Source organism: Mycolicibacter hiberniae (assembly GCF_010729485.1).
In the GTDB taxonomy this organism is placed as follows: domain Bacteria; phylum Actinomycetota; class Actinomycetes; order Mycobacteriales; family Mycobacteriaceae; genus Mycobacterium; species Mycobacterium hiberniae.
The window spans coordinates 670907-682917 of sequence record NZ_AP022609.1 but is presented as its reverse complement, the minus strand read 5'-3'; the positions used below and the strand labels follow the sequence as shown (position 1 = coordinate 682917).

The 12011-nt window shown below is 68.9% G+C and carries 15 protein-coding genes, 1 pseudogene and 1 riboswitch; of the genes and pseudogenes, 6 read left to right on the top strand and 10 right to left on the bottom strand.

Annotated features, from left to right (window positions below; translation table 11 throughout):
- Positions 1-10: 10 nt before the first annotated feature.
- Entirely contained in the window at positions 11-832 is an 822-nt protein-coding gene (locus G6N14_RS03270) for a class I SAM-dependent methyltransferase (protein ID WP_085137054.1), read from the top strand.
- Here the strand turns inward: G6N14_RS03270 and G6N14_RS03265 are convergent.
- Entirely contained in the window at positions 829-1206 is a 378-nt protein-coding gene (locus tag G6N14_RS03265) for an Rv1152 family transcriptional regulator (protein WP_085137052.1), read from the bottom strand. The two genes, G6N14_RS03270 and G6N14_RS03265, sit on opposite strands and share 4 nt — an antisense overlap.
- A gap of 28 nt (positions 1207-1234) precedes the next feature.
- On the opposite strand from G6N14_RS03265, the gene G6N14_RS03260 reads away from it, so the two are divergent.
- The gene (locus tag G6N14_RS03260; protein ID WP_085137050.1) at positions 1235-1948 is read left to right on the top strand and encodes an SIR2 family NAD-dependent protein deacylase; all 714 of its coding nucleotides are present in this window, start codon (positions 1235-1237) and stop codon (positions 1946-1948) included.
- A gap of 7 nt (positions 1949-1955) precedes the next feature.
- On the opposite strand, the gene G6N14_RS03255 is transcribed toward G6N14_RS03260, so the two are convergent.
- On the bottom strand, positions 1956-2594 hold the full coding sequence (locus G6N14_RS03255) for a class I SAM-dependent methyltransferase (protein ID WP_085137158.1): 639 nt from the start codon (positions 2592-2594) through the stop codon (positions 1956-1958).
- Between the two features lie 166 nt (positions 2595-2760).
- Here G6N14_RS03255 and G6N14_RS21180 point away from each other — a divergent pair, with 166 nt between their 5' ends.
- Positions 2761-2886 (top strand): hypothetical protein, encoded by a 126-nt coding sequence (locus G6N14_RS21180; RefSeq protein WP_109559908.1) that lies wholly within the window; start codon positions 2761-2763, stop codon positions 2884-2886.
- A gap of 285 nt (positions 2887-3171) precedes the next feature.
- Here the strand turns inward: G6N14_RS21180 and G6N14_RS03250 are convergent, their stop codons facing one another.
- From G6N14_RS03250 to G6N14_RS03240, 3 genes are read right to left on the bottom strand one after another with little or no spacing between them, the layout of a single operon-like run.
- The gene (locus G6N14_RS03250; protein ID WP_085137048.1) at positions 3172-4173 is read right to left on the bottom strand and encodes an NAD(P)H-dependent flavin oxidoreductase; all 1002 of its coding nucleotides are present in this window, start codon (positions 4171-4173) and stop codon (positions 3172-3174) included.
- A gap of 8 nt (positions 4174-4181) precedes the next feature.
- Positions 4182-4934 carry a 3-hydroxyacyl-CoA dehydrogenase gene (locus G6N14_RS03245; protein WP_085137046.1) on the bottom strand — a complete coding sequence of 251 codons (753 nt, stop codon included), beginning with the start codon at positions 4932-4934 and terminating at the stop codon, positions 4182-4184.
- A 42-nt stretch (positions 4935-4976) separates the two neighbouring features.
- Positions 4977-6062: a CaiB/BaiF CoA transferase family protein gene (locus G6N14_RS03240; protein ID WP_085137156.1), complete on the bottom strand. Its 1086-nt coding sequence runs from the start codon at positions 6060-6062 to the stop codon at positions 4977-4979.
- Between the two features lie 51 nt (positions 6063-6113).
- On the opposite strand from G6N14_RS03240, the gene G6N14_RS03235 reads away from it, so the two are divergent.
- Positions 6114-6923 (top strand): enoyl-CoA hydratase, encoded by an 810-nt coding sequence (locus G6N14_RS03235; protein ID WP_085137044.1) that lies wholly within the window; start codon positions 6114-6116, stop codon positions 6921-6923.
- A gap of 9 nt (positions 6924-6932) precedes the next feature.
- On the opposite strand, the gene G6N14_RS03230 is transcribed toward G6N14_RS03235, so the two are convergent.
- The 5 genes from G6N14_RS03230 to G6N14_RS03210 all read right to left on the bottom strand — a co-directional run bounded on the left by G6N14_RS03230 (position 6933) and on the right by G6N14_RS03210 (position 10430).
- On the bottom strand, positions 6933-7652 hold the full coding sequence (locus G6N14_RS03230) for a CPBP family intramembrane glutamic endopeptidase (protein ID WP_085137042.1): 720 nt from the start codon (positions 7650-7652) through the stop codon (positions 6933-6935).
- An 80-nt stretch (positions 7653-7732) separates the two neighbouring features.
- Positions 7733-8260 carry a gamma carbonic anhydrase family protein gene (locus tag G6N14_RS03225; protein ID WP_085137155.1) on the bottom strand — a complete coding sequence of 176 codons (528 nt, stop codon included), beginning with the start codon at positions 8258-8260 and terminating at the stop codon, positions 7733-7735.
- Positions 8257-9045, bottom strand: coding sequence for a crotonase/enoyl-CoA hydratase family protein (locus G6N14_RS03220; RefSeq protein WP_085137040.1), 789 nt, complete (start codon positions 9043-9045; stop codon positions 8257-8259). Before G6N14_RS03220 ends, G6N14_RS03225 begins: the two co-directional genes overlap by 4 nt.
- Positions 9042-10187 (bottom strand): thiolase family protein, encoded by a 1146-nt coding sequence (locus G6N14_RS03215; protein WP_046319824.1) that lies wholly within the window; start codon positions 10185-10187, stop codon positions 9042-9044. The genes G6N14_RS03220 and G6N14_RS03215 overlap by 4 nt, the downstream gene beginning before the upstream one ends.
- 87 nt (positions 10188-10274) lie before the next feature.
- Positions 10275-10430: a hypothetical protein gene (locus G6N14_RS03210; protein WP_163787037.1), complete on the bottom strand. Its 156-nt coding sequence runs from the start codon at positions 10428-10430 to the stop codon at positions 10275-10277.
- A gap of 79 nt (positions 10431-10509) precedes the next feature.
- Here G6N14_RS03210 and G6N14_RS03205 point away from each other — a divergent pair.
- Together G6N14_RS03205 and G6N14_RS03200 are read left to right on the top strand one after the other, a co-directional pair.
- Positions 10510-11010 (top strand): annotated as a pseudogene (locus G6N14_RS03205) (SDR family oxidoreductase); the annotation flags it as partial.
- A 48-nt stretch (positions 11011-11058) separates the two neighbouring features.
- A complete protein-coding gene (locus G6N14_RS03200; protein ID WP_085137038.1) occupies positions 11059-11712 on the top strand; it encodes an SDR family oxidoreductase in 654 nt (217 codons plus the stop codon).
- A gap of 46 nt (positions 11713-11758) precedes the next feature.
- Positions 11759-11951, top strand: a riboswitch (cobalamin riboswitch).
- The last annotated feature ends 60 nt before the right edge of the window (positions 11952-12011 follow it).

Here is a 12011-nt window from a genome sequence, read left to right as displayed (position 1 = left end):
GGTCGCGCAGGTGGGCGAGGCACAGAAAGTCACCCTGACCGGGGTATCGGAAACAGCGCTGCTGACTTTGAACGCGCGGGCGAACGAGGCCCGCCGGCCCGACCGGATCCTCAACGATCCGATGGCGGTGCGACTGGTGGATTCGATCGACTTCGACTTCGCGAAGTTCGGCACCACCCGCCAGGACATCCCCCTGCGTGCGCTGGGCATCGACACGCAGGCCCTGCGCTTTCTTCGCCAACACCCGACGGGCACCGTGGTGGCCCTGGCCGAGGGCCTGCAGACCAGCTTCTGGCGCCTGAGCGAGGCCATCTCGGATCCGCAATTCCGTTGGCTCACCGTCGATCTGCCACCGGTCATCGCGATCCGCGAACGGCTGCTCCCCAAGGAGCAACGGGTGTCGGTCTGCGCCCAGTCCGCGCTGGACTACAGCTGGATGGACCTGGTCGACACCTCCGACGGCGTGTTCATCACCGCCGAGGGCCTGCTGATGTACCTGCAGCCCGACGAGGCGCTGGGCCTGATCGCCGAATGCGCCCGCCGCTTTCCCGGCGGCCGGATGGTCTTCGACCTCCCCCCGTCGTGGTTCGGCTGGCTGATGCGCCAGGGCGTGCCGACCTCGCTGCGTTACCGGGCGCCGGCAATGCCGTTCACGCTGTCCGCGGCTGCCAGCGCCAAGCTGGTGGACACCGTGCCGGGGGTGCGGGCCGTGCACGATCTGCAGCTGCCGCGGGGCCGGGGCCTGCTGTTCAACACGCTGCTGCCCGCTGCCTACCGGTTGCGGTCGCTGGCCGATGTGCGCCCGTCGCTGACTCTGCTGGAGTTCGGCTAACTCGCCCCGGCGCCGTCGAACGCGGCGTCGAGGTAGCGCAGGGCCTGGGCCTTATCCAGTCCGACCGCGCGGGCCGCGGCGGCGAATGCACCCGCGGCCTGTGCCATCGCCGCGTCGGCCGGATCGGTGCTGGCCACGAAAGTGCCGAAGCGGCCGCGGGTTTCGACAACACCGCCGGACTCCAGCTCGCGGTAGGCCCGCGCGACGGTGTTGACCGCCAGGCCCAGTTGGCCCGCCAGGTCGCGCACCGTGGGCAACCGGGTGCCTGCCGGCAGCGATCCGGCCCGGACCGCCTCGATCAGCTGCACCCTGATCTGCTCGAACAGCGGCCCGTCGTGGTCCGAGTCGATCTTCAGCATGTCCGAGAAGTCCATTCGGCCAGTATCCCGCTATGTTGGTGGCGTGCGGGTGGTGGTGTTCAGTGGCGCAGGGATCTCAGCGGAGAGCGGGATACCTACGTTCCGCGATGACGAGAATGGACTCTGGTCGCAGTACGACCCCTACGAGGTGTCCAGCATCGACGGCTGGAACCGGCACCCCGAACTGGTGTGGGGTTGGTATGTGTGGCGCTGCCAGCTGGCCCGCCGCTATGAGCCGAACCTGGGCCATACCGCGATCGCGGACTGGGAACAGCACGCCGAGGTCCAGATCATCACCCAGAACGTCGACAACCTGCACGAGCGCGGCGGCAGTTCCACGGTGCACCATCTGCACGGCCGGATGTTCACCTTCCGCTGCTCGGACTGCCATCAACCGCACGACACGCAGCTACCCGAGCTGGCGGAGCCAGTGCTCGAGATCATGCCGCCGCAGTGCGAGTGCGGCGGCTTGATCCGCCCCGACGTCGTGTGGTTCGGCGAGGACCTGCCCGACGGGCCGTGGAACGCCGCGGTTGAGGCCGTCGACAACTGCGACGTCATGGTCGTGGTCGGCACCTCCGGGGTGGTCTATCCGGCGGCCAGCCTGCCCGAACGGGCACTGGACCTGGGCAAGACCGTCGTCCAGGTGAACCCCGAGCCCACGCCGCTGTCCGAGCGGGCCACGGTGCACCTGCTCACGACCGCCTCGGCGGCGCTGCCGGGCATGGCGCAGCGGTTGCCGTTCCTGCTGCGCTGAGGCGCGCTCAGGCCGTGCGGCTAGCCGAGCCCAGTGCGAACTCCGACACCGGAACCGGCGCCCAGGCCGGGAATTGGTGCCCGCGCCGCGACTCCGTGACGACGAATCCGGCTGCGGTGATCATCTGCTCGGTGTGGCGGTGGGTGTGGCAGTTGCCGAACAGCCGGGGCCAGAAGGTGGCGTCGGCCACCCGCTGCAGCCGGCCGCGTGCCCCGGCACTGGCGACGTGCTCGAAGTAGCGCAGCTCGCCGCCGGGCTTCAGCAACGCGAACAGCTGGCGCAGCACGTCCTCGGGACGGTCGACCGAGCACAGGACCAGGGAGCACACGATCGCGTCGAAGGGCTCGCCGGCGCCCAGGGCCTCGACGGTGCTGGCCAGTACGGTGACCGGCACCGGCGCGGACGTCGCGGCCGCTGCGGCGGCATCCCGCAACCGCGACTCGGGCTCGGCGGCCACCACCTCGGTCACGGTCTCGGGGTAAAAGCCGAAGTTGCTTCCGGTGCCCGCGCCGACCTCCAGCACACGCCCGGACAGGCCGGCCAGATTCTCCCGGCGCCGGTCGCGCAGCCATTCGGTCTCCCGGCTCGACATGAAGGTCCAGATCCGGGCGAACAGCGGGTTGTCCAGGTTGCCCGGTGCGCTCATGCCAGCCACCCTAGCCCGCCGCCGCGGGGCCGGGCGCACCGATCCGGGCGGACTACTCGAGCAGTCTCGGCGGGGCGCCGGCAAACCCTACCCGTCAGTAGTATTGCCACCATTTCCCGAAACGTGACTCAATGATTCCTTAATAGTGACCCATAGGCTCAGGGCCATGTGGATCGACGACTCAAGTGCCGACGTAATCAAGGTCGATTTCGAGGCTCTGTACCACGGCGATTTCCTCGTCGAGGGTGACACCTCGGAGCAGTTCGACGACTTTCATCTGCTCGCCAGTTAAGTGACCGGCGCCGCGACAGCGGCGCCGCTCCCTGTTGCGCCCATCGCGCGACGGCCCCCGCTCCGCTGAGATCGGGCGCCAACTGTGAGTCGAGCCATTTCTCTTTTACTCAGGCCCCGCTGCGGGATGCGCTGATCGAGCGCCCGGCGCGGCCCAGCCCCAGCAACCTGCGGGCAACCATCTCAACGACAACGCCGAACGTGTAACCAGGGCGGAAAATCGGTCCAAATCCCGCCCTGGTTACACGTTCGGCGCTGGTAAAGCAGCAGTCCCCGGGTGTCGCTGTTAGGCGACGTTCTCCGCGTCGTCGTCCTCAACGACCATCTCGCCCAGACGTCCCAGGATGATCTCCTCGGCTTCCGACACGATCCGCGAGACCAGCTCGTCGACGGTCGGAATGTCGTTGATCAGGCCCATCGCGGTACCGACGGTCCAGATGCCGGCGTCGATGTCGCCCTCGTCGAAGACGCGGCGGCCGCGCACGCCCGCCACCAGTTCCTGCACGTCGGGGAACTGGCCGCCCTTGTTGAGGATGTCGACCACTTCACGCGACACCACGTTGCTGGCCACCCGGGCGGTGTTGTGCAGCGACCGGAAGATCAACTCGGTGCCGCGCTCGTCACCGGCGACGATCGCTTCCTTGACGTTCTGGTGGATGCAGGACTCCACGGTGCACATGAACCGCGAGCCCATGTTGATGCCGTCGGCACCCAGGGCCAGCGCCGCGACCAGGCCGCGGGCGTCGGCGAAGCCGCCGGAGGCGATCATCGGGATCTCGATCTGCGCGGCGGCAGCCGGGATCAGCACCAGGCCGGGAACGTCGTCTTCACCGGGGTGTCCGGCGCACTCGAACCCGTCGATGCTGATGCCGTCCACGCCGAGGCTCTGCGCCTTGACGGCGTGCCGCACCGAGGTGCACTTGTGCAGCACCTTGATGCCGTTGTCGTGGAACATCGGCAGGTGCGGCGCGGGGTTGGAGCCGGCCGTCTCGACGATCTTGATGCCGGCGTCGACGATGACCTGCCGGTACTCGTCGTAGGGCGGCGGGTTGATCGCCGGCAGGATGGTCAGGTTCACCCCGAACGGCTTGTCGGTGAGATCCCGGGTCTTGGCGATCTCGTTGGCCAGATCAGCCGGAGTCGGCTGGGTGAGCGCGGTGAGGAAACCCAATCCCCCGGCATTGGCGACGGCTGCCACCAACTCCGCGCGACCCACCCACTGCATGCCGCCCTGGGCGATGGGGTGCTCGACGCCGAACGCCTCGGTGAACTTCGTTTTGATGCTCATCTCACTCCTTACCTGGGGGCCATCCGGATCGCACCGTCGAGGCGGATGACCTCGCCGTTGAGCATCGGGTTGTTGATGATGTGCTCGGCCAGGGCCCCGTACTCGTCGGGGTCACCGAGCCGCGACGGGTGCGGCACCTGCGCACCGAGCGACTTCTGCGCCTCCTCGGGCAGCGATCCCAGCAGCGGGGTCTTGAACAGGCCCGGTGCGATGGTGCAGACCCGGATCAGTTCCCGCGACAGGTCCCGGGCGATCGGCAGCGTCATGCCGACCACGCCGCCCTTGGACGCCGAGTAGGCCGCCTGGCCGATCTGGCCCTCGAACGCCGCCACCGAGGCGGTGTTGATGATGACACCGCGCTCGCCGTTGATCGGCTCGGTCTTGGCGATCCGCTCGGCCGAGAGCCGCAGGACGTTGAACGTGCCGATCAGGTTCACCTGGATGATCTTGGTGAAGGCGTCCAGCGGGAACGCGCCGTCCTTGCTCAGCGTCTTGATCGCGTTGCCGATGCCGGCGCAGTTGACGTTGATCCGCACCGGGCCGAGCGATTCCGCGACGTCCAGGGCGGCGGTGACGGCCTCGGGGTCGGCCACGTTGGCCTCCACGAAGCGAGCCCGGTCACCGAGCTCGGCGACGACGTCCGCACCCTTGAGGTCGATCACCACAACCAGCCCGCCGGCGTCCAGCAGGCGCTTGGCGGTCGCCAAACCCAACCCGGAAGCACCGCCGGTGACAACGGCTACCGCGTCCTTGATCTGCACTCTCTTGGCCCCTCTCAGTCCCAACCGTCTGGTTGGTCGGGACTATACCCAGTCGTTCAGGATGGACTCGTTGTCGGCTCCCAGAACGGCCGGCGGCGTCGGGGTGCCGGGCGCGCTGCGGGAGAACCGCGGCGCGGGCATCGGCTGAAGATAACCGTTGACGTCGTAGAAGGTGTTGCGTTCGGCGATGTGCGAATCAGACTCGACCTCGTTGAAGGCCAGCACCGGAGCCACGCAGGCGTCCGAGCCGGCGAACACCGCCGTCCAGTGGTCCCGGTCGTGGGCGGCGAACGCCTCGGTCAGCTTCGCCCGCAACTGCGGCCAGCCGCTGACGTCGTTCTGCGCCGGCAACTCGGCCGGGTCCAGTTCGAGCTTGGCCAGCAGTTCGGCATAGAACTGCGGCTCGATGGCGCCCACGGACATGTACTTGCCGTCGGAGCATTCGTAGGTGTCGTAGTAGGGCGCTCCGGTGTCGAGCATGTTCACACCGCGCTCGTCGCTCCACATGCCCTGCGACCGGAAGCTCCACATCATCGCCGAGAGCACGCTGGCCCCGTCGACCATCGCCGCATCGATCACCTGACCCTTGCCGGAGGTCTGCCGCTCCCACAGCGCGGCCAGAATGCCGACCAGCAGGAACATCGATCCCCCGCCGAAGTCGCCGGCCAGGTTCAGCGGCGGAACCGGGCGCTCACCGTGGCGGCCGATGGCGTGCAACACCCCGGTCAGCGAGATGTAGTTGATGTCGTGGCCGGCCTGCTGGGCACGCGGGCCGGTCTGCCCCCAGCCGGTCATGCGGCCGTAGATGAGCCGTTCGTTGACCTTGGCGCAGTCCTCGGGGCCCAGGCCGAGGCGCTCGGTGACACCCGGCCGGAAACCCTCGATCAGCACATCGGCTTTGGCGACCAGCTGCAGCACCAGGTCGCGGCCTTCCGGCGACTTCAGGTCCGCGGTCACCGAGCGGCGGTTGCGCAGCATGGCGTCCTTGCTGGGCCCGCCACCGAATTTCGGCGGCCGATCCACCCGGACCACGTCGGCACCCAGGTCGCCGAGGATCATCGCCGCGTGCGGTCCCGGACCGATCCCGGCCAGCTCAATGACCCGCAGTCCCGCCAGTGGTCCCGCCATTTCTGCCTCCTCGTCGTAAGCCTGTGTGATCAGCATCCTAAGGTGAGGGCCATGACAGCAATCGACTCCGGCATCGACACCCTGGCTCCGGTGGCGGGTGTGTCCGTCACCCTGACCGACGGGGTGCTCGCGGTGACCATCGACCGCCCCGACAGCCTCAACTCGGTGACCACCGGAGTTCTGGCCGGGATCGCCGACGCCATGGAGGCGGCCGCCCGCGACCCGCGGGTGCGGGCGGTGCGCCTGGGCGGGGCGGGGCGCGGGTTCAGCTCCGGAGCGGGGATCGGTGCCGAGGACGCGGCCGACGAGCTGCCCACGGAGATCATCGTCGAGGCCAACCGCGCGATCCGGGCGATCGTCGCGCTGCCGCGCCCCGTGGTGGCGGTGGTGCAGGGCCCGGCCGCCGGAGTCGGGGTGTCGCTGGCCCTGGCCTGCGACCTGATCGTGGCCTCCGACAAGGCCTTTTTCCTGTTGGCGTTCACCAAGATCGGGCTGATGCCCGACGGCGGCGCCTCAGCGCTGGTGGCCGCGGCGGTCGGCCGGACCCGTGCCATGCGGCTGGCGCTGCTGGCCGAACGACTGTCGGCGGCCGAAGCCCTGGAGTGGGGGCTGGTCTCCGCGGTGTACCCGGCCGAGGAGTTCGACGCCGAGGTGGACAAGCTGCTGGGCCGCTTGCTGGCCGGCCCCGCCGTGGCGCTGGCCAAGACCAAGCACGCCGTCAACGCCGCCACCTTGACCGAGCTGAACGCGGCCCTGGACCGGGAATACGTCGGGCAGTCAATCCTGTTGAACAACCACGACTTCCGCGAGGGAGCGCGGGCGTTTCAGGAGCGGCGCTCGGCCAACTTCACCGACTCCTGACCGCAGGGGCTACATCCCGAACAGCGGCGGCAGTGCCAGCACCATCACCAGTCCCCAGACCAGGTGGGTCAACACCGGCGCCAGCACCCCGCCGGTGGCGCGGCGCTCCATGGCGCAGACGCTGCCGAGCACCAGTGCGGCCACCCCCACCATGAGGTTGCCCGCGGCCATCATCGCCGCAACGTAGAGCAGGGTGGAGAACACCATCGGGGAGCGGCGACCGAAGGCGCTGAACAACGCGCCGCGGAAGAAGATCTCTTCGGCGATCGCGTTGACGATCGCGATCAGCACCACCAGCCGCCAGGAGACCTCGGTGGTGTAGGCCAGGATCGCCACCACCTGATCGGCCAGCGGCGGAATCTCTTGCACCGCAATCCCGCCCAGCAGGAACACTCCGCCGAGCACCAGACCCACCCCGGTGCCGGTGAACACCGGCCGCTCATTGCGCCCGCGGAACCGCAACACCCCCAGGTGCAGCGGCCCGGCCACCACCGCCCCGACCGACCAGACCGCGGCCAGCACCAGCGACAACCAGTAGAACGCCGGGTCGCCGGGAAGTTTGCTGTGCATAGCGCTCAGTACCGCTGCGCCGATCAGCACCACCACCGCGACCACGGCGCGACGACGCTGCACCACGACCCGAGGTTCGTGGTAGGGCGGGGCAACCCTGGTGATGATATGGGTGATCTCGCGCAGCAGGCCGGGTCGGGTTGGACTGATCTGAGTCATACGAGGACGTCCCCTCAGCGGCGGGTTGAGCAACGTCCCTAAAACGTAGCGGCGAAACGGCGGCCGGTGGCCTAAATGCGCTAGTTCGCCCGGTGTACTTCGGTCAGGTGCCGGTAGGCCGCGGCGTTGAGCCGATTGTTGGCGACCTCGGCATCGCTGAGTTCCCGCCGCACCCGTCCCGGCACCCCCGCGACCAGGGACCGGGGCGGCACCACCATCCCCTGCGGGACGACGGCACCCGCCGCGACCAGCGAGCCCTCCCCCACGACGGCACCGTTGAGGACGATCGCGCCCATGCCGATCAGGCAGTCGTCCTCAATGGTGCAGCCGTGCAGCACCGCGTTGTGCCCGACACTGACCCGCTCACCCACCCGTACCGGGAACTGCGGGTCGACGTGGACGGTCACGCCGTCCTGGATGTTGGACTCCGCACCGATCTCGATCGGTTCGACCTCGGCGCGCAATGTCGCCGAGTACCAGACGCTCGCCCGATCGGCCAGGCGAACCTGGCCGATCAGGCTGGCGTTGGGGGCAACCCAGGCCTCCGGGTGCAGCTGCGGCGCGTGGCCCCCGATGGGGATCAGCAGCGGCTGTGGCCGGTCGCTCAACGCGCCTTCCACACCGGGGCACGCTTCTCGGCGAACGCCCGGGGGCCCTCCTTGGCGTCCTCGCTGCGCAGCACCGTGGCGAACTCCCGGCCGGTCCTGGCCCAGGCGGCCACCTCGTCGACGATGACGCCGTCATCGACCCCGTAGGCGATCCGCTTGGTGGCCCGCACCGACAGCGGTGCGTTCACCGTGATGCGTTCGGCCAGCTCGAGTGCGGCTTCGAGGGCTTTGCCGTCCTCCACCACCTGGTTGACCAATCCCCACCGGGCCGCATCGGCCGCTGAGATCGGCTCCCCGGTGTAGAGCAGTTCCAGGGCCACCTTGCGGGGCAGTTGGTCGACGATGCGGAACACCCCACCCGCCCCGGCGACCAGGCCCCGCTTGACCTCGGGCAGCCCGAACTGGGCGCGCTGCTCGGCGATCACCAGGTCGCTGGCCAGCGCCAGCTCGGTGCCGCCGCCCAGGGCGGTGCCGTTGACCGCGGCGATGGTCGGCTTGTCGATGAAGTGCTGCACGTACCCGGCGAAACCCCATTCCGGGTGTTCGGAGTGGTAGATGTTCTCCCGGTTGGCGATCGCCTTGAGATCGGCGCCGGCACTGAACGACTTGTCGCCGGCACCGGTGAGCACCACCGCGCGCACCTCGTCGTCATTCTGCGCCAGCTCCAAGGCGTCCCCGACGCCCTGGCTCACCGCGCCGTTGATCGCGTTGCGCGCCTCGGGCCGGTTGATCGTGACCAGCAGTACGTTGCCGCGCCGCTCTACCAGAACGGCCGCGTCACTCACAGCAGCTCCAGAATGGTGGCGTTGGCCTGCCCGCCGCCCTCGCACATGGTCTGCAGGCCGTAGCGAATCCCGTTGGCGCGCATGTGGTACAGCAGCGTGGTCATGATCCGGGCACCGGAACCGCCGAGCGGGTGGCCCAGCGCGATCGCCCCGCCGTTGGGGTTGAGCTTCTTCGGGTCGGCACCGATGTCGGCGAGCCAGGCCATGGGCACCGGGGCGAACGCCTCGTTGACCTCGAAGGCCCCGATGTCGTCGACGCTCAGGCCGGACCGCTGCAGTGCCTTCTGCGTGGCCGGGATCGGCGCGGACAGCATCATCACCGGGTCGGAGCCGGCCAGCGTCGCGGTGTGCACCCGGGCCAGCGGGGTCAGGCCCAGCTCCTTGGCCTTCTCCGCCGACATGAACAACAGCGCCGCCGAGCCGTCGGAGATCTGGCTGGAGTTGCCGGCGTGGATCACGCCGTCCTCTTTGAAGGCGGGCTTGAGCTGGCCCATCTTCTCCAAGGTGGTGCCGCGGCGGATGCCTTCGTCTTCGCTGATGACGTTGCCCTCGGGGTCGGTGATCGAGACGATCTCGTCCTTGAAGGCGCCCGCGTCCTGGGCGGCAGCGGCCTTTTCGTGCGATGCCAGCGCGAACTCGTCGAGCGCGGTACGGCTCAGGCCCCACTTGGTGGCCATCATCTCGGCACCGATGCCCTGGTTGGGGGTCTGCTCGTAGCGCGCCTTGAAGGATTCGCCGTAGGGCCGGCCGCCGTTGGCCAGCGAGGAGCCCATCGGGGTCCGCGACATCGACTCGACCCCACCGGCCACGACGACGTCGTAGTGTCCGGCGATCACGCCGGCTGCGGCGAAGTGCACCGACTGCTGGCTCGACCCACACTGGCGGTCCACCGTCACCGCGGGGACGCTCTCGGGCCAGCCCGCGCTGAGCACGGCGGTCCGGCCGATGTCCAGCGCCTGCTCACCGGCCTGCATGACGCAGCCCCAGATCACATCGTCGACGAGCGCCGGGTCCACACCGGCCCGCGTGACCAGGCCGTTGAGCACCTGGGCGGACAGCTCCGCGGGGTGCACCCCCGACAGTCCACCGTTGCGCTTGCCGACTGGCGAACGCACCGCTTCCACAATGACGGCTTCAGCCATGGTGCTCCTTCATTCAACGAGGTGTGATTGACCTCGATTGTCAACCAGCCCGTCGCCGCCACCCGAAGGGGGGTGGCCATCGCTTGGTCAGCCGACCGGATCGAACTCCAGGTGCAGGTCCTGCAGCCCCCACATGATGAACGTCGGCTCGAAGTTGTAGTGGCGCGCTTCAGGCCGGCCGTGCTTGTCCGGCTCACCGTCGGCGCACTGCGGGAGCAGGCCCGCGATGTCGACCTGGGTCACTGCTCATCGGAGCGGCTGAAGTAGACCGGAACCGACGCCGTGACGGCTTTGGACCGGCCGCCAAGCTGCCCACGGGACCCTGGTGGGCGTGATTAACACTGTGGCCGTTGCCATTCCACATCTTCCCGACGGCGCATCCGTCATCGTCACGGGCTCGACCGCGGGCATGATCCGGGGAACCACCGACAACCCGAACACGCGACCGGGCGGCACCGGCTACGGGTGGAGCAAGCGCATCGTCATGGAGTACGTCAAACCAGATTTCGCTGTATCTGGCGCCCCGGATGATCCGGGTCAACGCCATTCACCCCACCAACTGCAACACCCACCTGCTGCAGAACGACGGCATGTACTCCATGTTCCGCCCGGACCTGACCGCCGCGGGCAAGAAGGCCACCCGCGAGGATGCCGAGCCGCTGTTCACGCCCTTCCAGGCGATGCCGATCCCCTGCGTGGAGCCCGAGGACATGGCCAATCCCGGGGTGTTCCTGGCCAGTGACGACGCGCGCTTCATCACCGGCCAGCACATCCGCGTCGACGCCGGCTCCCTGCTCAAATGGCCGACGGTCCGGGCGGCTGAGTCGTCGCGCCGGTGTCGCGGCGTCCGCCGCCCGGTAGCGTCGCTCCCATGGCTCGCATCGTGATCATCGGTGGCCACGGCAAGGTCGCCCTGCTGCTCGCCCCCATCCTGAGCGCCCGCGGCAATCAGGTCACTTCGGTGTTCCGCAACCCCGAGCACGCCGATGAGGTCGCGGCGACCGGGGCGCACCCGGTGGTGGCCGACATCGAGCACCTCGACACCGACGCGCTGGCCGAGCTGCTGGCCGGTCACGACGCGGTGGTGTTCTCCGCGGGTGCCGGCGGCGGCAATCCGGCGCGGACCTACGCCGTGGACCGCGACGCCGCGATCCGCACCATCGACGCCGCCGCCAAGGCCGGGGTGCGGCGGTTCATCATGGTGTCCTACTTCGGCGCCGGTCCCAACCACGGTGTTCCCGAAGGCGACTCGTTCTTTCCGTATGCGCAGGCCAAAGCCGCCGCCGACGCCCACCTGCGCGCCAGCGACCTGGACTGGACGGTGCTGGGGCCGAGCCGGCTGACGCTCGAGGAGCCGACCGGCCGCATCGACGTGGGCACGGGCAGGGGTCAGGTGTCGCGCGGCAACGTCGCCCAAGTGATCGCGGCCTGCCTGGCCGACGCGTCGACCACTGGGCGCACCATCGATTTCAACGACGGCCACACGCCGATCCCGCAGGCGCTCGCGGCCCAGCACGCCGAGTAATCTCGGTCCTGCAACTGGTTTGCCGGCGCCGCCTCACGGCGGCTTCGGCATCGAGCGCACGGCGGTTTTCCGTCGGGCGCGAGAGGGAACCCGGTGAGAATCCGGGACTGTCCCGCAGCGGTATGCAGGAACGACCGCCGTCACAAAGCACTGGTCCACCGACTGGGAAGCGACGGCCATTAGGAGCACTTCGGTGCGTGCCTGCGAGTCCGAATACCTGCCTGTTGTGCTGGGCGCGCCGCGCCCAGCGGATCATCGCCCCGCGGAATGGGCGTCTGGTTTTGAGGGTTTTATTGCGT